Genomic DNA, 20,012 nt, shown 5'->3' on the forward strand with positions numbered 1-20,012 from the left:
GTTGGGGAGAGGGGGAAGAGGGGGTGGAGGGAGGACGGAGGGAGGGCGGGGAGGGGGTGGAGAGGTCCTGACACGGTCCCCGGATTACCATTAAGTCGATAAATGTCCGGTATTACGATGTGATCAAAAGTATGCCGGTCATGATCCGATACCGCCCAGGCTGGACCGGTGGGCGCTATCGGTGATCGAAACAGGACCGGATACGCTGACTTGAGTGATGGCAGCGACCTATCGACAAACCGTGTAATCGCCAGCAGACACCAGCAGACAGGAGACCCCTCGTGACCGTCGTCGGGCCGTTCGGGCTGAGCGTGCGGGACCAGGCTCTGGAAGCCGATGTCCAGGCCGGATTGGCGGCTGTCGAGGAAGGCTTGCTCGAGGCCACCAAGAGCGAGGTCCCGTTCATCACCGAGGCCGCGCAGCACCTCGTACGGGCCGGCGGGAAGCGTTTCAGGCCACTGCTGGTGATGCTCGCGGCCCAGTTCGGTGACCGATACGCGCCGGGCATCGTGCCGTCGGCCGTCGTCGTGGAGCTGACCCACCTCGCCACGCTGTACCACGACGACGTGATGGACGAGGCTGCCGTGCGGCGCGGCGTGGACAGCGCCAACACCCGCTGGGGCAACTCCGTCGCGGTCCTCACCGGCGACTTCCTCTTCGCCCGCGCCTCCCAGATCCTCGCCGACCTCGGCCCGGAGGCGGTCCGGGTGCAGGCGCTGGCGTTCGAACGGCTGGTCACCGGCCAGATCCTGGAGACCGCGGGCCCCTCGGACGGACGCGACCCGGTCGAGCACTACCTGGACGTGCTCGGCGGCAAGACGGGCTCCCTGGTGGCGGTGTCGTGCCGGTTCGGCGCGATGATGTCCGGCGCCGACGAGAGGGTCGTCGACGTGCTCACCCAGTACGGCGAACGGCTCGGTGTCGCCTTCCAGCTCGCGGACGACGTCCTGGACATCGCCTCCGACTCCCACGAGTCCGGCAAGACCCCGGGCACCGACCTGCGCGAGGGCATCCCGACCCTGCCGGTGCTCCGGCTGCGCGAGCGGGCCGCCCGGCTGGAGCTGGCCGAGGACATCGCGCTCTGCGAGCTGCTGGACTCCGACCTCAGCGACGACGCCCGGCACGCCGAGGCGCTGGCCGCGCTGCGTGCGCACCCCGCGCTGGAGCAGGCCCGCCGCGACACCGTCCGGTACGCGGAGGAGGCGCGGGCCGCGCTGGCCCCGCTGCGCGAGTGCGACGCCAAGGCCGCGCTGATCGAACTGTGCGACGCGGTGGTGCACCGCGCCGGCTGATCCGGCCGGCCCGGCTGACCCCGGCTGACGGTCGCCGCCGGACACCCATTCGGACGGCACCGTCCCCCGCGACCCCTACGGGTCGGCGGAGGCGGAGCCGTCGTGTGTCATACCGCAGACGTAGACGGAGTTGCCTCCGAGGGCTGACGCTTCGCCTCGGCCGATTTGGTCATATGGATGCCACGGAAATCACCACTCCTCACCGATTCGGGTGAGAATGGCGGCTCAGGGTTGACCAGCGTGAGAACAGCCGCCGCCGACGACGGAGGTAAGGCACACATGGCACCGTACGAATCCGACGACGCAGTGGGCGCCGCACGGGACGAGGACTCGCGCTCCGGCCGGCGCAAGGCCGCCCGGTACGCCGTGCCGGTCGCGGTGGTGGGAGTGGCGGCGGCCACGATCGGGCTCGTCCCGGCGCTCGCCGACTCCGGCGACCCCGACCTGCCGAAGATCAGCGCCCGGCAGCTCATCGAGAAGATGTCCGAATCGGACGTGCAGCAGCTGTCCGGCACCGTGAAGATCAGCACCGACCTCGGCCTGCCCGACCTCGGCGGACTGGAGGACGGCCTGCTCTCCGGGACGGCCCAGGGCTCCGGCGACGGCTCCTCCGCCGACCCGCGGTCCAAGCTGACCGAGCTGGTCTCCGGCACGCACACCCTGCGCGTCGCCGCTGACGGCCCGGACCGGCAGAAGCTGTCCCTGGTGGAGCGCGGCGCCGAGTACAGCCTGATCCACCACGGCAAGGACGTCTGGGGCTACGACAGCAAGAGCAACGAGGTCTACCACGGCACCGCGGCCGAGTCCGGCAAGGACCACCGGACCGAGCCGTCGGCCACGCCCAAGGACTTCGCCGACGAGGCCCTGAAGGCGGTGGACGACACCACCTCCGTCACCGTCGACGGCACCGCGCAGGTCGCCGGACGCGACGCCTACAAGCTGCTGATCAAGCCCAGGCAGTCCGGCACCACGGTCGGCGCGATCAGCATCGCCGTGGACGCCCGGACGTGGATGCCGCTCAAGTTCACGCTGACCCCGAGGAGCGGCGGCGCCGCCGTGGTCGACGCCGGCTTCACCCAGCTCTCCCTGGCCCGGCCGGCCGCCTCCACCTTCGACTTCACCCCGCCGAAGGGCGCGAAGGTCACCGAGGAGAAGGACGCGGGCAAGGCGCCGGAGCACACCCCGAAGCACGGCGAGGACCTCGCCCGGGGACTCGACGGGCTGAACGTCCTGGGCGAGGGCTGGACGTCGATCGCCACGTTCGACACCGGCGCCGAGGGCGGCCGGCCGACCGGTTCCCAGGGCGGCGACCTCGGCGGCTTCCTCGGCTCGTTCGGTGACCAGGTCTCCGGCAAGTTCGGCAAGGGCACGGTCTTCTCCACCCGCCTGGTCAACGCCCTGGTCACCGACGACGGCAAGGTGTACGCCGGCGCGGTGACGAAGGACGCCCTGGTGAAGGCGGCCGACGCGGGGAAGTGATCCCACCGGGCCCGACGAAGCGAAGGGGAGCCGATGGACGGACCGGCCGCCGCGGAACGTGACCCGGACGGCGCTCCGGCGCGCGCTCCGGCGCCCGCCCACCCGCCGGTGATCGACACGCGCGGGCTCACCAAGCGCTACCGCGGCGGACAGCTCGCCGTGGACGGTCTCGACCTGACCGTCCCGGCGGGCAGCGTCTTCGGCTTCCTCGGCCCGAACGGCTCCGGCAAGACCACCACCATCCGCATGCTCATGGGCCTGATCGAGCCGACCGCGGGCACGGTCCGGCTGCTCGGCCGGCCCATGCCGAGGGCGTCCCGTGCGGTCCTTCCCCAGGTGGGCGCCCTCATCGAGGGCCCCGCCCTGTACGGCTTCCTCTCCGGCCGGGACAACCTGCTGCGCTACGACGCCGCCGACCCCACCGCCGACCCGCGCACCCGGCACGCGCGCGCGGCGGCCGCGCTGGAACGCGTGGGCCTCGCGTCCGCCGCCGGCAAGAAGGCGAGGGCGTACTCGCTCGGCATGAAGCAGCGGCTGGGCCTGGCCGCCGCGCTGCTCCAGCCGCGCCGGCTGCTCGTGCTGGACGAGCCCACCAACGGGCTCGACCCGCAGGGCATGCGTGAGATCCGCGCCCTGATCAGGGAACTGGCCGCGGACGGTACGACCGTCTTCCTCTCCTCCCACCTCCTGGACGAGATCGAGCAGGTCTGCACGCACGCGGCGGTCATGGCGCAGGGCAGGCTCGTCACCCAGGGACCGGTGGCCGGTCTGGCGGCCGGGGCGCGCGGCCGGCTGGTCGTGACCACCCCGGACGCGGCGGAGGCGACCCGCGTGCTGAAGGAGCTGGGCGTCGGGGACGTGGCCGCCGACGGCGACCGGGTCACCGGGGAACCGCCCGCCCGGGACCTCGCCGAGGTGACCGCGGCCCTGGTCGCCGCGGGCGTCCGCGTCCGGGGGCTCACCGTCGAACGGCCCTCGCTGGAGGAGGCTTTCGTGGCGCTGACCGGGGAGGGCTTCGATGTCGCGGGCTGAGTCGGCACCCGCCGCCGTACGCACCCCGAGCCCCCTGTGGGCCTTCGGGCTGCTGCGCAGCGAGGTGGTCGTCACCGTGCGCCGCTGGCGCACGCTCGCCCTGCTCGGGGTACTGGCCGCGGTGCCGGTGCTGGTCGGGATCGCGGTGCGGATCGAGACGCGGGGCGGCGGTCCGGCGGGCGGTGGCAGCGGCGAGGGCCCGGCCTTCATCAGCCAGATCACCAACAACGGCCTGTTCCTGGTGTTCACCGCGCTGGCCGCGACCCTGCCGTTCTTCCTGCCGATGGCGGTCGGCGTCGTCGCCGGGGACGCGATCGCCGGGGAGGCGGGCGCGGGCACCCTGCGCTATCTGCTGGTGGCCCCGGCCGGCCGCACCCGGCTGCTGCTCACCAAGTACGCGACGGTGCTGGCCTTCTGTCTGCTGGCCACCCTGGTGGTCGCGGTCTCGGCGCTGATCGTGGGCGCGCTGCTCTTCCCGCTCGGCGAGCTGACGACGATCTCCGGCACCCGGATCAGCTTCGCCGAGGGGCTCGGCCGCGCCCTGCTGATCGCCCTGGTCGTCGCGGCCTCACTGGTCGGCGTGGCGGCCGTGGGCCTGTTCGTGTCGACCCTCACCAACAGCGGCATCGCGGCGATGGCGACCACGGTGGGCCTGCTCATCACCGTGCAGATCGTCGACCAGATACCGCAGTTGCACGCGCTCCAGCCCTACTTGTTCTCGCACTGGTGGCTGTCGTTCGCCGACCTGCTGCGCGACCCCGTCTCCTGGGACGACATCGCGCGGAACCTCGGCCTCCAGGGTCTGTACGCGGCCGTGTTCGGATCGGCGGCCTGGGCGCGGTTCACGGCGAAGGACATCAGCGCCTGACACTCCGGGGCGCGTGGCGTTCACGGGGCGGGCGCTCACGAGGCGTCGGCGGTCTCGTACGGGAAGCGGGCGAGGGGCGCGTCCCGCGTGAAGAACGTCTTCGCGCGCGCCAGCGCCTCGGCGTCCTCCAGGACGTCACCGGGCTTGGTGCCGTTGCCCAGCAGCACTCCGCCGAAGCGCATCCGCAGGTAGGCGGCCGAGTTGCGGAGGGTGCCCGTGTACGGGTCGGCGACGGACCGCTCGGCGTGCGCCAGCGCGGCGACGCCCCAGAGCGTACGGCCGGCCATCGCCTCCTTGAAGTCGGCACCCGGGGTGCGCAGCCAGGCCGACCAGTGGTCCAGGTAGCGCTTGGTGAGGCTGGAGACCGAGTACCAGTACACCGGCGAGGCGATCACGAGGTCCGTGGCCGCCAGCGTGGCGTCCAGCAGCGTTCCGGCGGGGGTGTCCGAGGCCGGCCGTACGTGGTCGCTGTCGTGCCGCAGGTCGGCGAAGTCGGGCAGCGGTGTGTCGGCCAGGCTGATCCAGCGCTGTTCGACGTCCGCGGGCAGTTGCTCGGCGGCCCTGCGGGCCAGCAGCTCGGTGTTGCCCTCGGTGCGGGCGCTGCCCAGGACGAAGAGGAAGCGGCGGCTCATGGGTCCCCCAGGGGCTTCTTGTTGTACCTCGAACAAAGGCATACGCATCTTATGCACATGCAAGTAGTTTCCACCAGGGGTGGCTGGTGCGAGTCTGTGACCTCGCGGTGACGTGAGCGGGGGTGCGAGCGGACACACTGGTGAGCAGGACGCGTACGACCGGATCGCGACGCCGGGGGAGTGAGGGACACCGATGGCTCGACTCAGCTTCGAGAAGAAGCGGGCGCCGCAGCCCGTGGGGTATCCGGCGGCGGTACCCGTGCGGGTGTTCGGCGCCGGGGACGCGTCGGTGGGCGGGGTGGCGGTCGTGGCGGCGCCGGGTGAGGAGATCCAGCAGGCCGTGCTGAACCACCTCCAGCGCCTGGCCATGAGTGTCGGCACCCCCGTTCGCGCCGTGATCCAGGACGACCTCGCGGGCTGCGTGGTCCCGCTGGAGGTCTCGGCGGACGGCTCCAGCCGGGTGACCGGCGAGCCGGTCCGGCTGACCGCGCCGGAGGCGCCGGGTACGGGGGCCGTGGCGCCGGGGACCGTGCAGGTGCCGACGGGCCGGTTCGGACCCCCTCCGCTGATGAACCCGCGGACCGCGGACACCGCCGGCACCAGCGGCACCTTCGGGACAACCGGCACCGCCGGCACCAGTGCCACCTTCGAGACAGCCGGCACCGCAAGCACCGCCGAAACCGTCGTACCGGAGAAGCCCGCCGTCTCGGCCCCGCCGATCTCCCGGCCGGCCTCCTCGCCGTCCTCCCTGCTGTCCCCCTTCGCCGCCCTGCCGCCGGAGCCCCCCGCCGTGCCCGCCCACACCCCGGCCCGGGGTTTCGACGCGGTGGCCGAGGAGGTGCTCGGGGACGGGCCGCTGACGGAGACCGCCGAGGGGGCGGAACTGCTCGCCGAGCCGATGCGCCGTCTCAACGAGGCCGTGCGGGCGGGCCGTATCGACACGGCGGCGGAGCTGGCCGACCGGACGCTCGACGAGGCGTCCGCCGTGTTCGGACCGCACCACGCCGAGGTGCTGCACATCCGTGAGCTGTCCGCCTACATCGCCTACCTGGCCGACGACCCGGTCCGCGCCTGCCGGCTGTCCCTGGACCTCGCCCGGCTGCGCCGCGGGGCGGGCGACGGGGAGGCCGCCTACGGCAACGTGCGGAGCGCGGCCACCGCGTGGCGCGCGGTGCGCGACCCCGAGGAGGGGCTGCGGCTGGGCCGCGACCTGATCGAGGTGTGGACGGACCTGGCCGCCGAGCCGGGCCCCGCGGCGGACGACCCGCGCCCGCTGGAGGCCGCCCGCGCCCGCATGGTCCGCCTGACCGACCGCGCGGCCAAGGCGACCGGAGCCTGACGAACCCGACGCCTTCCGGGGCGACCGGAGCCTGACGAACCCGACGCCTTCCGGGGCGACCGGAGCCTGACGACCCCGATGCCTCCGGGCGCGCGGTCAGGCGTCCGCCGGAGCCGATACGGCGCTCTCGACGGCGAGGGAGGTCGGTCCGGTGAGCCGCCGCTGCTGCCTGGAGGTGCGCAGCGCGTCGCCCGTGAGCAGGAACAGCGCGAGCCAGACCAGCGCGAACCCGGCCCACCGCTCGGCCGGCATGGCCTCGTGGAAGTACACGATGCCGAGCACGAACTGGAAGACCGGGGCCAGGTACTGGAGCAGACCGAGCGTGGACAGGGGCACGCGGATCGCCGCCGCGCCGAAGCAGATCAGCGGTACGGCGGTGACCAGGCCGGTGGAGGCGAGCAGTGCGGCGTGCCCGGTGCCCTCGGTGGTGAAGCTGCCGTCGCCGTGCGCGGCCAGCCACAGCAGGTAGGCGAGCGCCGGCAGGAACTGGATCGCGGTCTCGGCGGCCAGCGACTCCACCCCGCCGAGGGCGACCTTCTTCTTGACCAGCCCGTACGTGGCGAAGGAGAAGGCGAGGCAGAGCGAGATCCACGGCGGGTGGCCGTAGCCCACGGTCAGGACGACGACGGCGGCGAAGCCGATCGCGACCGCCGCCCATTGCACGGGCCGCAGCCGCTCCTTCAGGAGCAGGACGCCCATCGCGATGGTGACCAGCGGGTTGATGAAGTAGCCGAGTGACGCCTCGACGACGTGACCGGCGTTCACCGCCCAGATGTAGACGCCCCAGTTGACGGTGATCACACCGGCGGCCACGGCGATCAGGGCGAGCCGCCGGGGCTGGCGCAGCAGTTGTCCGGCCCAGGCCCAGCGGCGGACGAAGAGCAGCGCGGCGCCGACGGCCACGAGGGACCACACCATGCGGTGGGCGAGGATCTCCGCGGCCCCGGCCGGTTTGAGCAGGGGCCAGAACAGGGGCACCAGCCCCCACATGCCGTAGGCGGCGAAGCCGTTCAGCAGACCTATGCGGTGCTCACCCTCGGACGACGTCCCGGCCACGTCCCCTCCTTCTCGCTCACGCGTCCGACGCGGACGCGCGAGCACGAAGGTAACGCCGGGCGGCCCCGGCTGTCATGCTCGTATCGCGATACGGTCATGACAGTCGGGGTGTGCGGCTCCTCAGCCCTTGAGCGCGGCGGCGACGGCCTCCGCGAGCGGCGTCGTCGGGCGGCCGGTCAGCCGGGACAGGTCGCCGGAGGAGACGACCAGCTCGCCCTTCTCGATCGAGGCGTCCACGCCGGCCAGGATGCCGGCCACCGGCGCGGGCAGCCCGGCGCCGGTCAGGATGCCGGTGAGGGCCTCCACCGAGACGGGGGTGTAGGCGATCTCCCGGCCGGTCTGCCGGCTCAGCTCGGCCGCGTACTCGGCGAAGCCCCACGCCTCGTCGCCGCCCAGCTCGTACGTCGTGTTCTCGTGCCCCTCGCCGGTCAGCACCGCGACCGCCGCGGCGGCGTAGTCGGCGCGCGCGGCCGAGGAGATCCGGCCGTCGCCGGCGGCCTGCACGACCGCGTCGTGCGCCAGGACCGGCGCCAGGTTCTCGGTGTAGTTCTCGTGGTACCAGCCGTTGCGCAGCAGGCTGTACGGCAGGCCGGAGGCGCGCAGCACCTCCTCGGTCGCCCGGTGGTCGTCCGCCAGCGCGGCCGTCAGGCTGCCCGGGGCGCTGGTGTAGGCGAGCAGGGCCACACCGGCCGCCTTCGCGGCCTCGATGACGACGGTGTGCTGGCCCACCCGGTCGTTGTGGAACTCGTTGCCGGAGATCAGCAGGACCTTGTCCCCGGCGCCGAACAGGCCGTCGAAGGTCTCGGGCGCGTTGTAGTCGGCGACGGCCAGCCGCACTCCGCGGGCGGCGAGGCCGGCGGCCTTCGCCTCGTCGCGCACGACCGCGGTGATCCGCTCGGCCGGGACCTTCTCCAGCAACTGCTCCACGACGTGACGGCCGAGGTGTCCGGTGGCTCCGGTGACGACGATGCTCATGATTCGCGAACTCCTTGTGCGGCGGGTATGGCACTCACCGTAGGAGCTGCACTGTCGATAAGAAAGTACCCACTTTGAAGTAAGGTACTGGCATGCCGGTAAGCAAGACCGTCGTGGACGCCGAGGCGATGTGCCCCTACCGCCTCGTCCTGGAGCACGTCACCAGCCGCTGGGGCGTCCTCGTCCTCATCGAACTGCTGGAGAGGCCGTACCGGTTCGGCGAGCTGCGCCGGGCGATCGGCGGCTACCGCGGGCGGGGGGTCAGCGAGAAGATGCTCACCCAGACCCTCCAGACGCTGGAGCGCGACGGCCTGGTCCACCGGGACGCCAAGCCGGTCATCCCGCCCCGCGTCGACTACTCGCTCACCGCCCTCGGCCGGGAGGCGGCGGAACAGGTGCGGGGCCTCGCCCGGTGGACGCACGACCGCCTGGACGAGGTCGAGCGGGCCCGCCACGCCTACGACGAGAGCCGCCGGACGGACGCCGAGGCCCGGGAACCGAAGTCCCGGGCCTCGTGACCGCCGTCGACCGGACCGCCGTCGACTAGCCGACGACCGTCCAGGTGTCGCCGCCCGCCAGCAGCGCGGCCAGGTCGCCCTCGCCCCGCTGGGCGACCGCGGTGTCGAGCTGCTCGGCCATCAGCGTGTCGTAGACCGGCCGTTCCACCGAGCGGAACACCCCGATCGGGGTGTGGTGCAGGGTGTCCGGGTCGGCCAGCCGGGACAGGGCGAAGGCGGTGGTGGGGGACGCGGCGTGGGCGTCGTGCACCAGGACGTCCGCCTCGTTCTCCGGGGTCACCGTCACCGCCTTCAGATCACCGGTCCGCCGGTCCCGTACGACCCCGCGCGTCCCGTCGGCGCCGAAGCGGATCGGCTGCCCGTGCTCCAGCCGGATCAGCGCCTCCTCGGCCCGCTGGTTGTCCTTCAGGGCGTCGAAGGCGCCGTCGTTGAAGATGTTGCAGTTCTGGTAGATCTCGATCAGCGCCGTGCCCGGGTGGTCGGCGGCGGCGCGCAGCACCTGGGTGAGGTGCTTGCGGTCGGAGTCGATGGTGCGCGCCACGAAGGACGCCTCGGCGCCGATCGCCAGCGACACCGGGTTGAACGGCGCGTCCAGCGAACCCATCGGCGTCGACTTGGTGATCTTCCCGACCTCGGAGGTCGGCGAGTACTGCCCCTTCGTCAGGCCGTAGATCCGGTTGTTGAACAGCAGGATCTTCAGGTTGACGTTGCGGCGCAGGGCGTGGATCAGGTGGTTGCCGCCGATGGACAGGGCGTCGCCGTCGCCGGTGACCACCCATACGCTCAGGTCGCGGCGGGAGGAGGCCAGCCCGGTCGCGATGGCCGGGGCGCGGCCGTGGATGGAGTGCATCCCGTAGGTGTTCATGTAGTACGGGAAGCGGGAGGAGCAGCCGATGCCGGAGACGAAGACGATGTTCTCCTTCGCCAGGCCCAGTTCCGGCATGAAGCCCTGCACGGCCGCGAGGATCGCGTAGTCACCGCAGCCGGGGCACCAGCGCACCTCCTGGTCCGACTTGAAGTCCTTCATCGACTGCTTGGCCTCGGCCCGGGGGACCAGGTGCAGCAGCCCGTTTCCGGCGTCAGTCATCGATGGCCTCCTTCAGCGCCGCGGCGAGCTGCTCCGCCTTGAACGGCATGCCGTTGACCTGGTTGTAGGAGTGGGCGTCGACCAGGTACTTCGCCCGGACGAGGGTGGCGAGCTGCCCGAGGTTCATCTCGGGGATGACCACCTTGTCGTACCCCTTCAGGACCGTGCCGAGGTTGCGCGGGAAGGGGTTGAGGTGGCGCAGGTGGACCTGGGCGATGGACTCGCCGGCCGCGCGCAGCCGCCGTACCGCCGCCGTGATCGGGCCGTACGTCGAGCCCCAGCCCAGCACCAGCGTCCGCGCGCCGTGCGGGTCGTCCACCTCCACGTCCGGCACGTCGATGCCGTCGATCTTGGCCTGGCGGGTGCGGACCATGAAGTCGTGGTTGGCCGGGTCGTAGGAGATGTTGCCCGTGCCGTCCTGCTTCTCGATGCCGCCGATGCGGTGTTCCAGGCCCGGGGTGCCCGGGATCGCCCACGGCCGGGCGAGCGTCCGCGCGTCCCGCTTGTACGGCCAGAAGACCTCGGAGCCGTCCGGGAGCGTGTGGTTCGGGCCCGCCGCGAACCGCACGCGCAGGTCCGGCAGCTCCTCCAGCTCGGGGATGCGCCACGGCTCGGAGCCGTTGGCCAGGTAGCCGTCGGACAGCAGCATCACCGGCGTGCGGTACGTCAGCGCGATCCGCGCCGCCTCCACGGCGGCGTCGAAGCAGTCCGCCGGGGTCCTCGGCGCGACCACCGGCACCGGCGCCTCGCCGTTGCGGCCGTACATCGCCTGGAGCAGGTCGGCCTGCTCGGTCTTGGTCGGCAGACCCGTCGACGGACCGCCGCGCTGGATGTCCACCACCAGCAGCGGCAGCTCCAGCGACACCGCGAGGCCGATCGTCTCCGACTTCAGCGCCACACCGGGCCCCGACGTCGTCGTCACCGCCAGCGAACCGCCGAACGCCGCGCCCAGCGCCGCGCCGATGCCCGCGATCTCGTCCTCGGCCTGGAAGGTGCGCACGCCGAAGTTCTTGTGCCGGCTCAGCTCGTGCAGGATGTCCGAGGCCGGGGTGATCGGGTACGACCCCAGGAACAGCGGCAGCTCCGCCTGGCGGGACGCCGCGATCAGGCCGTAGGCCAGGGCGAGGTTGCCGGAGATGTTCCGGTAGGTGCCCACGGGGAAGGCCTTGGCGGCCGGGGCGACCTCGTAGGAGACCGCGAAGTCCTCGGTGGTCTCGCCGAAGTTCCAGCCCGCGCGGAACGCGGCGATGTTGGCCGCGGCGATGTCCGGCTTCTTCGCGAACTTCGACTTCAGGAACTTCTCGGTGCCCTCGGTGGGCCGGTGGTACATCCAGCTCAGCAGGCCCAGCGCGAACATGTTCTTGCTGCGCTCGGCCTCCTTGCGGGAGAGGTCGAACTCCTTCAGCGCCTCGACCGTGAGCGTGGTCAGCGGCACCGGGTGGAGGTTGTAGCCGTCGAGCGAGCCGTCCTGGAGCGGGTCGCCGGCGTAGCCGACCTTCTGGAGGGCGCGCTTGGTGAACTCGTCGGTGTTGACGATGATCTCGGCCCCGCGCGGGAGGTCGCCGATGTTGGCCTTCAGGGCGGCCGGGTTCATGGCGACCAGGACGTTGGGCGCGTCCCCGGGGGTGAGGATGTCGTGGTCGGCGAAGTGGAGCTGGAAGGACGAGACACCGGGCAGGGTGCCTGCGGGGGCGCGGATCTCGGCGGGGAAGTTCGGGAGCGTGGAGAGGTCGTTGCCGAAGGAAGCGGTCTCCGAGGTGAACCGGTCCCCGGTGAGCTGCATGCCGTCACCCGAGTCCCCCGCGAACCGGATGATCACCCGGTCCAAGCGCCGCACGTCCTTCGCGCCGCCCGGTTTGCGCTGCTCTCCCACGACGGTTCCGTCGGTCTGCTCCGCTGGGCTGCTGACCTGGCTGGTCACTGAACTGGACCTCCTTCGAGGCGGCTGTCCGGGGCCTGGTCGTCCCACGGACCATCCCAGATCAACCCTACGTCGGTCAGGGTCGCCTTCCCGAGGTCATCCGTGGATCGGACGACATTTCGAGACGGCCTGTCGCGCTGCGTTCACATCATGTCCCGCATCGCTGAAGCGCCGCTCAAGACGCTCCCGCGCGTTCCCAGGTTCTTCCCCGCGGGTTCCCACAAGGTCGTGGTCCGTCCCCCTACGGGTCATTCCGGTGTCCCCCGGGGGTCGTTTCCGGCCTCGCTCGGGGTCTTTCCGGCCAGCCGCCCCCGCCGGGGGCCCGCGGCCATCGGCGCTAGGAGTTGAGGTAGGTGAGAACGGCCAGAACCCGCCGGTGATCGCCCTCGCTCGGAGCCAGTCCGAGCTTCAGGAAGATGTTGCTGACGTGCTTCTCCACGGCGCCGTCACTGACCACCAGCTGACGGGCGACCGCCGAGTTCGTCCGGCCCTCCGCCATCAGCCCGAGCACCTCGCGCTCCCGGGGCGTCAGCCCGGCCAGCACGTCCTGCTTGCGGCTGCGTCCGAGCAACTGCGCGACCACCTCGGGGTCCAGCGCCGTACCGCCCTCCGCCACCCGCACCACCGCGTCCACGAACTCCCGCACGTCCGCGACCCGGTCCTTGAGCAGATAGCCCACGCCCCGGCTGGAACCGGCCAGCAGTTCGGTGGCGTAGCGCTCCTCGACGTACTGCGACAGCACGAGCACCCCGAGCCCGGGGTGCAGCCGGCGCAGCGTCACGGCCGCCCGGACGCCCTCGTCGGTGTGGGTCGGCGGCATCCGTACGTCCGCCACCACCACGTCGGGCAGCTCGCCCCGGCCGTCCAGGTCGGCGATGGTCTTCACCAGCGCGTCCGCGTCGCCGACGCCCGCCACCACCTCGTGCCCGCGGTCGGTCAGCAACCGGGTCAGGCCCTCCCTGAGCAGCACTGAATCCTCGGCGATGACCACCCGCACCCTGTCCTCCACGATCTTCCGGTCCCCCACAGCCCGAGCCTCGCGCCCCGTTCCCCGGGACGGCGTCCGTCGCACCGTCCTCCGGGGGACCAGCATTCCAGGATTCGCGCCGCACCGCCGCCGTAGGGGGGAAGAACGGCGGCCGGCAGGCGCCGGCGCAGGGACCACCCGCAGAGCCGGGTACGTCCTCGGGCCGGGGTTCGGCCTCAGCCGCGCCAGGGCAGCTCCGCGATGACCCGGGTGGGGCCGCCGGCCGGGGAGTCCACCAGCAGGACGCCGTCCACCGCGTCCAGGCGCGCGGCGAGACCGGCCAGTCCGGAGCCCCGGGCGAGGTCGGCGCCGCCCACGCCGTCGTCGGTCACCTGGAGCATCAGCCGGTCGTCCGCGCGCCACACGTCGACCGAGGCGGTCCGGGCCCGGCTGTGCTTGCCGACGTTCTGGAGCAGCTCGGAGACGGTGAAGTAGGCGATGCCCTCGATGGCCGGCGTAGGCCGGGCGGGCAGGTCGACCTCCACCGTCACCGGCACCGTGCAGCGGGAGGCGACCGACGACAGGGCCGCGTCCAGACCGCGGTCGGTGAGCACGGCCGGGTGGATGCCCCGGGCCAGGTCACGCAGCTCCCGGAGCGCCGTCTTCACCTCGCCGTGCGCCTCCTCCACCATCCGCGCCGCCGACCGCGGGTCCTCCTTCAGCCGCTCCTTCGCCAGCCCCAGGTCCATGGCCAGGCTGACCAGCCGCGCCTGCGCCCCGTCGTGCAGGTCCCGCTCGATACGGCGCAGGTCGGCGGCGGCCGTGTCGACCACGGTGCCCCGGTTCGACTCCAGCTCCACCACCCGCGCCGACAGCGGCGACGGCCCGAGCAGCCCGCGCACGAGCAGCCCGTCCACGGTCGTCAGGGCCCGCACCAGCCACGGCGCGGCCAGCGTGAGGACCAGCCCGACCAGCGCGGTCACGGTGATCTCGAACGGGTTGTCGAGATAGACGCTGTGGTGGGCGTCGCCGTACAGCTGGAGACCGTCCTGCCCGGCGTAGGCCGGGAACGCCCAGAACCACAGGGGATACGTCAGCAACGCCCAGCCGAGCGTCCAGAAGCACACCGCCACCGAGAACGAGAACACCGCCCACGGGAACTGCACCAGCGCGTACAGCGCCTGCCGCCACGAGGAGCCGCTCTTGAGCAGCGCGCCCACCCAGGCGGCCGGGCCCGGCTTGCGCGGTCGCAGCGGCTCGGGGTCGGCCACCTCCAAGGCGAGCAGCCCGCGCGCGCGGCTCCGCTCCAGCACGCCGAAGCCCCGGCAGCCGGCGAGCGCGACCGCCAGCACCGGGATGCCGAGGAAGGTCACCAGCAGGCCCGCGCCGAGGGCGACCATCGTCACCGTCCAGCTGAACAGCGCCACCGAGACCGGCAGGCCCAGCAGCACGTAGGCGAACTCGCGCCAGCTGCGCGCCTCGATCGGCGCCCGCAGCGCGGCGGGCAGCCGGTGGCGCGGCCCGCTCGGGTGGGCGTACCCCTGTCCGTACTCCGTGGCCATCGGTGTCGTCCCGTTCTCCTCGTCCTGGCGGCGGTTCAGCCGTACTCCCAGGGTGGTCCGCCGCGCGCCCGTCCGACATGGAGGCCGTCGGCGTCCTGAGCGGGGGGTTTTCCCCACCCCGGGCGACCCCGGAACGACCCCGGGGGCGCCCCGGGACGGCCTCGGGGCGCTCCCGGGACCCCTTCGAAGCCCGGCGGCGGGGGCGTCACCCCTGCCGGTCCCGCCACGGCAGTTCCGCGGTGACCACCGTCGGGCCACCGGCCGGGGAGTCGACCACGAACAGGCCGTCCACCGCGCCCAGCCGCTCCGCCAGGCCCCGCATGCCGCTGCCGGCGTCCAGCCGGGCGCCGCCCCGGCCGTCGTCGGTCACCTGGAGCATCAGCCGGTCGTCCGCGCGCCACACGTCCACCGAGGCGGTCCGGGCCGCGCTGTGCTTGCTGACGTTCTGGAGCAGCTCGGAGACGGTGAAGTAGGCGATGCCCTCGATGGCCGCCGCCGGCCGGGCCGGCAGGTCCACGGTCACCCTCACCGGCACCGTGCAGCGGGAGGCGACCGACGACAGGGCCGCGTCCAGACCGCGGTCGGTGAGCACGGCCGGGTGGATGCCCCGGGCCAGGTCGCGCAGCTCCTGGAGGGCCAGCTTCACCTCGCCGTGCGCCTCGTCCACCATCGCCGCCGCCGCGTCGGGGTCCTCCAGCAGCTTCTCCTTGGCCAGGCCGAGCCCCATGGCCAGGTTGACCAGCCGCGCCTGAGCCCCGTCGTGCAGGTCCCGCTCGATCCGGCGCAGGTCCGCCGCGGCCGTGTCGACCACGATCCCGCGGTCGGACTCCAGTTCGGCGATGCGGCGCTCCAGCTCGTCCGAGGGCGACAGCAGCCCGCGCACCATCGCCCGGTCCACGTTCGCCATGGCCCGGGTCAGGTACGGCAGTACCGGCCACAGCACGAACAGCGAGACCAGCACGGTGCAGAAGGTGAGGATGCCCCAGGGCAGCCGGATCACGTCGTACAGCAGGGTGCGCCAGCCGACCGGGTCCCTCAGCGCCATCCACAGCCGCTGCACCGGGCCTCCGCTGCGGGCGAGCGGCAGCGGGGTGGGTTCCTCCACCGGCGCCCCGAGCAGCTTCCGGGACCGGGCCCGTTCCAGCTTGCCCAGCTGCCGGGAGCCCAGCAGGGACAGCGCGAGCAGCGGGAGTCCGATCACGGTGAGGGTCAGGACGCCGCCGACCACCAGCACGGTGAACGCGTAGACGAACCCGAACACCGCCACCGGCAGGTTCAGCAGGAGATGCGCGATCTCCTTCCAGGTGTGGGCGTCGTAGGCCGGCCGGGGCGGGGGCAGCCGGTGCAGGCCCTCGCGGCCGTTCCGTCCGTCACGGTGGTCGCGTCCGTCGCGGTCGTCGCGTCCGTCGCGTCCATCACGGCGGTCGCGTTCGTCGGTGCCGCCGGTCCGGTCGGTGGCGGGGCTGGGAGCGGTCATGCTGGTCAGCCTGCCGTGCCCGGCACCCTTCACGCCATGCGGTACGCCGCCCTCCGCCGCCGGGGGAAAACCCCACCCCGGCGGGCTCCGGCCGTCCCACGGTGTGACGGGCTGCTTACCGTCTCTTTATCAGGGCCTAGACTCCCGTGCGTACAGATCCTCGAATCACGTTGCATCACAGAGTTCACTGGGTCACTAGGGCACCAGGTCACGAGGACAGGGAGCGAGGGACGGACGTGCGGGAGACGTTGGGGGACTCGACGGTCGCCGCGGCACACACCGTCGCGGCCGGCTACTTCCGGTCCTACTCGGTGGTCGGACTGCTCGCCCTCATCGGCGTGCTGTTCGTCGCGGTCGCCTTCGGCGCCGGCCGCCTGCTGCGCCCGGTGGTGCCGACGCCGGAGAAGCTCCTCACCTACGAGTGCGGTGTCGACCCCGTCGGCGAGGGCTGGGCCCACACCCAGGTCCGCTACTACGTCTACGCGTTCCTCTATGTGATCTTCGCGGTCGACTCGATCTTCCTGTTCCCCTGGGCGACGGTCTTCGCCGCCCCCGGCTACGGCGCGACGACCCTCGTGGAGATGTTCGTCTTCCTGGGCTTCCTCGCCGTGGGCCTGCTGTACGCATACAAGAAGGGCGTCCTGACATGGACGTGAACCCCTCGGTGTCCGAGCCCGTACCCGTGTCCGAGCCCGTACCCGTGTCCGAGCCCGTCGCGCTGCCGGAGCCCAAGCGGCTGGGTGCCCTGTCCCGTCTGGCGCCCGAGCCGATGAAGGTGGTCCTGAACTGGGGCCGCCGCTATTCGCTGTGGGTGTTCAACTTCGGCCTCGCCTGCTGCGCGATCGAGTTCATCGCCGCGTCGATGGCCCGCCACGACTTCATCCGGCTCGGCGTCATCCCCTTCGCGCCCGGGCCCCGCCAGGCCGACCTGATGGTGGTGTCGGGCACCGTCACGGACAAGATGGCCCCGGCCGTCAAGCGCCTGTACGAGCAGATGCCCGAGCCGAAGTACGTCATCTCCTTCGGCGCCTGCTCCAACTGCGGCGGCCCCTACTGGGACTCCTACTCCGTCACCAAGGGTGTCGACCAGATCATCCCGGTGGACGTGTACGTCCCCGGCTGCCCGCCGCGCCCCGAGGCGCTGCTCCAGGGCATCCTCAAGCTCCAGGAGAAGATCGCCCGCGAGTCGCTGGGGGAGCGGTACGGCACCTCCCGGCCCTCCGCGGCCGCCCTCCGGAGCGGACTGGTCCGGCCGCCGGCCCCGGCCGCCCCCGAGGAGGGAACCCGATGAGCGCCGGCGCCGGCTGGCTGCCCGCCCCCGCCGACGAACTCTTCGGTGCGGACGCCACGGCCGAGGAGGCGTACGACCTGCTGACCGTGGACGTACCGCCGTCCGCCTGGCTCACCGCCCTGGAGACGGCTCGTACGACCCTGTCCTGCACGTACTTCGACTGGCTGAGCGCGGTCGACGAGCCCGGCACCGGCTTCCGGGTCTCCGCGCACGTCGTCGCCCTGCACCCGGTGCGCCGCCTGCTCGTCCGTACGACGGTCCCGCACGAGGCACCGGTCCTGCCGTCCGCCGTCGGCGTCTACGCGGGCGCCGGCTGGCACGAGCGCGAGACCCACGAGATGTTCGGCGTCGTCTTCGAGGGCCACCCCGGGCTGGACCACCTGCTGCTCCCCGAGAACTTCGAGGGCCACCCGCTCCGCAAGGACTTCGTGCTCGCCGCCCGAGTCGCCAAGGCATGGCCGGGCGCCAAGGAGCCGGGCGAGTCCGAGCATGGCGGCCCCAAGCGACGCCAGATGCTGCCCCCGGGCGTGCCCGACCCGAACGAGTGGGGCCCGCTGAAGGGCCAGCTGCCGCCCGCCCCGGCCCGCCCCGCCCGCGCCGCGGCCGGACGTGCGGCGGCCGCGGGGACGGCGGGGGAGCGGCCGGCCCGTGCGGCGGGCGAGCGTCCGGTACGGCGCACCCGCTCGGTGTCGGAAGGCTCGGCCAGCCAGGCGGCACAGGCCCCGCGACAGGACGGGACGCCCGAGGCTGCTGGTGCTGGTGCTGGTGCTGGTGCTGGTGCTGGTGCCGGTGCCGGCGCCGGCACCCGGCCGCGTCGGACGCGCAGCGCGAGCGAGGGCTCGGTGAGCCAGCAGCCGGCGCCCGCCGAGGACGCGGCACCGCGCGGGCAGGACGCGGCCGAGGGGCCGGCCGCCGAGGCATCGGTGGCCCACGAGCCCGGCCCGGGCCCCGCGACCGCACGGCCCCGCCGGGCACGCAGCGCCTCGCAGGGCTCGGCGTCGCAGCGCGCCGGGACACCTGAACCGGCCTCCCCGGAAGCGGCGGAAGCGCCGGGAGCCGCAGAGTCCGCGGAGAGCGCGGAAGCGTCGGAAACCCCGGGAGCCGCAGGACCGGCGGAACCGGGCGGTCCCGCTCGCCCCGCCCGCCGCGGCGCGGCCCCGCGCAGCTCGGACGCCCCGTGGCACCACGCCCGCCCGGCCTTCGACGACCAGGAGGCGACCCCCGGCCCCGAGGCGACCCCCGGCCCCGAGGCGACCCCCGAACCCGAAGGGGCCCCCGAACCCGGAGGGGCCCCCGAGCCGGAACGGTCCCCGCGCAGCGAACCGGAGACCGCGCCCGAGCCCCAACCGGAGCCCGCGCCCGCGCCCGCGCCCCAGCCGGACCCCGCGCCCGAGGACGCCCCTGACGACACCCCTCCCGTCCCTCCCGCTCCTCCCACGCCCCCCACCCCAGGCACCCCCGACGACCCCGCAGGAGGCCCGCAGTGAACGGCGCGCTCGACGTCGCCCTGCGGCTCCTGGCCGTCTTCGTCGTCTTCCTCACCTTCCCGCTGATCGTCGGCCAGACCGAGCACAAGGTGATGGCCCACATGCAGGGCCGCCTCGGCCCGATGTACGCGGGCGGCTTCCACGGCTGGGCCCAGCTGATCGCCGACGGCGTGAAGTTCGCGCAGAAGGAGGACGTGGTCCCGGCCGGTGCCGACCGCCGCGTCTTCCAGCTCGCCCCCGCCGTGGCCCTGCTGCCGTACCTCCTCGTCCTGCTCGCCGTCCCCATCGGCCCGGGCGAGGGCGCCGTCGGCCAGGTGCTGGACGCCGGCGTGTTCTTCGTGCTCGCGGTCATGGGCGTCGGCGTGCTCGGCTCGCTGATGGCCGGCTGGGCCAGCGCCAACAAGTTCTCCCTGCTCGGCGGGCTGCGCACGGCCGCCCAGCTGCTCGCCTACGAACTGCCGATGCTGCTGGCGGCGGCCTCCGTCGCCATGGCGGCCGGCACGGTCTCCCTGCCCGGCATCCTGCACGCCTTCCACTGGTGGTGGGTGCCGTGGCAGATCGTCGGCGCGATCGTCTTCTTCGTCGCCGGACTGGCCGAGCTGCAACGCCCGCCGTTCGACATGCCGGTCGCCGATTCGGAGATCATCTTCGGCGCCTACACCGAGTACACGGGTCTGCGTTTCGCGCTCTTCCTGCTCGCCGAGTACGCCGGCATCGTCGTCCTGTGCGGCCTGACCACCGTGCTCTTCCTGGGCGGCTGGCACGGCCCGTGGGGCGCCGACGGCCTCGGCTGGGTGTGGACCCTGCTGAAGACCGCGATCCTCGCCTTCCTGGTCATCTGGCTCCGCGTGACCTACCCGCGGCTGCGCGAGGACCAGCTCCAGAAGCTCTCCTGGACCCTCCTCGTCCCGCTCTCCCTCGCCCAGATCGCCCTCACCGGCATCGTCAAGGTGGTGATCGACTAACCATGTCCAGCCCGTCGCCCGACCACCACGACTCGTCGACGCCCTCCGGACGGCCCCGCCGGTC

General features: G+C 72.8%; 18 protein-coding genes. 10 read left to right on the top strand and 8 right to left on the bottom strand.

Annotation, left to right across the window (positions count from 1 at the left end; genetic code table 11):
* The first annotated feature begins 281 nt into the window (after positions 1–281).
* The 4 genes from IF37_RS0126025 (at position 282) to IF37_RS0126040 (ending at position 4,671) form a co-directional block, all read left to right on the top strand.
* Positions 282–1,292, top strand: a complete 1,011-nt coding sequence (locus tag IF37_RS0126025) for a polyprenyl synthetase family protein (protein WP_030747288.1) — start codon at positions 282–284, stop codon at positions 1,290–1,292.
* 279 nt (positions 1,293–1,571) lie between these two features.
* Positions 1,572–2,771 carry a membrane protein gene (locus IF37_RS0126030; protein ID WP_030747291.1) on the top strand — a complete coding sequence of 400 codons (1,200 nt, stop codon included), beginning with the start codon at positions 1,572–1,574 and terminating at the stop codon, positions 2,769–2,771.
* A 33-nt stretch (positions 2,772–2,804) separates the two neighbouring features.
* Positions 2,805–3,803, top strand: a complete 999-nt coding sequence (locus IF37_RS0126035) for an ABC transporter ATP-binding protein (RefSeq protein WP_030747294.1) — start codon at positions 2,805–2,807, stop codon at positions 3,801–3,803.
* Positions 3,790–4,671, top strand: coding sequence for an ABC transporter permease (locus tag IF37_RS0126040; protein ID WP_030747297.1), 882 nt, complete (start codon positions 3,790–3,792; stop codon positions 4,669–4,671). The genes IF37_RS0126035 and IF37_RS0126040 overlap by 14 nt, the downstream gene beginning before the upstream one ends.
* A 35-nt stretch (positions 4,672–4,706) precedes the next feature.
* Here IF37_RS0126040 and IF37_RS0126045 read toward each other — a convergent pair whose 3' ends face one another.
* The gene (locus IF37_RS0126045) at positions 4,707–5,303 is read right to left on the bottom strand and encodes a flavodoxin family protein (RefSeq protein ID WP_030747300.1); all 597 of its coding nucleotides are present in this window, start codon (positions 5,301–5,303) and stop codon (positions 4,707–4,709) included.
* A gap of 193 nt (positions 5,304–5,496) precedes the next feature.
* On the opposite strand from IF37_RS0126045, the gene IF37_RS0126050 reads away from it, so the two are divergent.
* Positions 5,497–6,642 (top strand): hypothetical protein, encoded by a 1,146-nt coding sequence (locus IF37_RS0126050; RefSeq protein WP_030747303.1) that lies wholly within the window; start codon positions 5,497–5,499, stop codon positions 6,640–6,642.
* Between the two features lie 96 nt (positions 6,643–6,738).
* Here IF37_RS0126050 and rarD read toward each other — a convergent pair whose 3' ends face one another.
* Positions 6,739–7,698 (bottom strand): EamA family transporter RarD, encoded by a 960-nt coding sequence (rarD, locus tag IF37_RS0126055; protein WP_030747306.1) that lies wholly within the window; start codon positions 7,696–7,698, stop codon positions 6,739–6,741.
* 120 nt (positions 7,699–7,818) lie between these two features.
* Positions 7,819–8,673 carry an SDR family oxidoreductase gene (locus IF37_RS0126060; protein ID WP_030747310.1) on the bottom strand — a complete coding sequence of 285 codons (855 nt, stop codon included), beginning with the start codon at positions 8,671–8,673 and terminating at the stop codon, positions 7,819–7,821.
* A 92-nt stretch (positions 8,674–8,765) separates the two neighbouring features.
* Between IF37_RS0126060 and IF37_RS0126065 the strand changes: the two genes are divergently transcribed.
* Positions 8,766–9,191, top strand: a complete 426-nt coding sequence (locus tag IF37_RS0126065; RefSeq protein WP_030747313.1) for a helix-turn-helix domain-containing protein — start codon at positions 8,766–8,768, stop codon at positions 9,189–9,191.
* A 25-nt stretch (positions 9,192–9,216) separates the two neighbouring features.
* Here IF37_RS0126065 and IF37_RS0126070 read toward each other — a convergent pair whose 3' ends face one another.
* From IF37_RS0126070 to IF37_RS0126090, 5 genes are all read right to left on the bottom strand, one after another.
* Positions 9,217–10,278, bottom strand: coding sequence for a 2-oxoacid:ferredoxin oxidoreductase subunit beta (locus tag IF37_RS0126070; RefSeq protein WP_030747315.1), 1,062 nt, complete (start codon positions 10,276–10,278; stop codon positions 9,217–9,219).
* On the bottom strand, positions 10,271–12,199 hold the full coding sequence (locus IF37_RS0126075) for a 2-oxoacid:acceptor oxidoreductase subunit alpha (protein WP_030747318.1): 1,929 nt from the start codon (positions 12,197–12,199) through the stop codon (positions 10,271–10,273). The genes IF37_RS0126070 and IF37_RS0126075 overlap by 8 nt, the downstream gene beginning before the upstream one ends.
* 337 nt (positions 12,200–12,536) lie before the next feature.
* Complete coding sequence (locus tag IF37_RS0126080; RefSeq protein WP_030747322.1) at positions 12,537–13,208, bottom strand: response regulator transcription factor; 672 nt, start codon at positions 13,206–13,208, stop codon at positions 12,537–12,539.
* A gap of 194 nt (positions 13,209–13,402) precedes the next feature.
* On the bottom strand, positions 13,403–14,728 hold the full coding sequence (locus tag IF37_RS0126085) for a sensor histidine kinase (protein WP_030747325.1): 1,326 nt from the start codon (positions 14,726–14,728) through the stop codon (positions 13,403–13,405).
* 205 nt (positions 14,729–14,933) lie between these two features.
* Entirely contained in the window at positions 14,934–16,238 is a 1,305-nt protein-coding gene (locus IF37_RS0126090) for a sensor histidine kinase (RefSeq protein WP_030747328.1), read from the bottom strand.
* Positions 16,239–16,441: 203 nt separating this feature from the next.
* On the opposite strand from IF37_RS0126090, the gene IF37_RS0126095 reads away from it, so the two are divergent.
* Genes IF37_RS0126095 through IF37_RS0126110 form a run of 4 tightly spaced genes read left to right on the top strand, consistent with a single transcriptional unit; the run spans position 16,442 to position 19,948 of the window.
* Positions 16,442–16,861 carry an NADH-quinone oxidoreductase subunit A gene (locus IF37_RS0126095; RefSeq protein WP_030747331.1) on the top strand — a complete coding sequence of 140 codons (420 nt, stop codon included), beginning with the start codon at positions 16,442–16,444 and terminating at the stop codon, positions 16,859–16,861.
* Complete coding sequence (locus IF37_RS0126100; protein ID WP_030747334.1) at positions 16,852–17,496, top strand: NADH-quinone oxidoreductase subunit B; 645 nt, start codon at positions 16,852–16,854, stop codon at positions 17,494–17,496. The genes IF37_RS0126095 and IF37_RS0126100 overlap by 10 nt, the downstream gene beginning before the upstream one ends.
* The gene (locus tag IF37_RS0126105; protein ID WP_030747338.1) at positions 17,493–18,983 is read left to right on the top strand and encodes an NADH-quinone oxidoreductase subunit C; all 1,491 of its coding nucleotides are present in this window, start codon (positions 17,493–17,495) and stop codon (positions 18,981–18,983) included. The genes IF37_RS0126100 and IF37_RS0126105 overlap by 4 nt, the downstream gene beginning before the upstream one ends.
* The gene (locus tag IF37_RS0126110; protein WP_030747341.1) at positions 18,980–19,948 is read left to right on the top strand and encodes a complex I subunit 1 family protein; all 969 of its coding nucleotides are present in this window, start codon (positions 18,980–18,982) and stop codon (positions 19,946–19,948) included. Before IF37_RS0126105 ends, IF37_RS0126110 begins: the two co-directional genes overlap by 4 nt.
* Positions 19,949–20,012: the final 64 nt, after the last annotated feature.

Source organism: Streptomyces sp. NRRL S-31 (assembly GCF_000718775.1).
Lineage (GTDB): Bacteria > Actinomycetota > Actinomycetes > Streptomycetales > Streptomycetaceae > Streptomyces.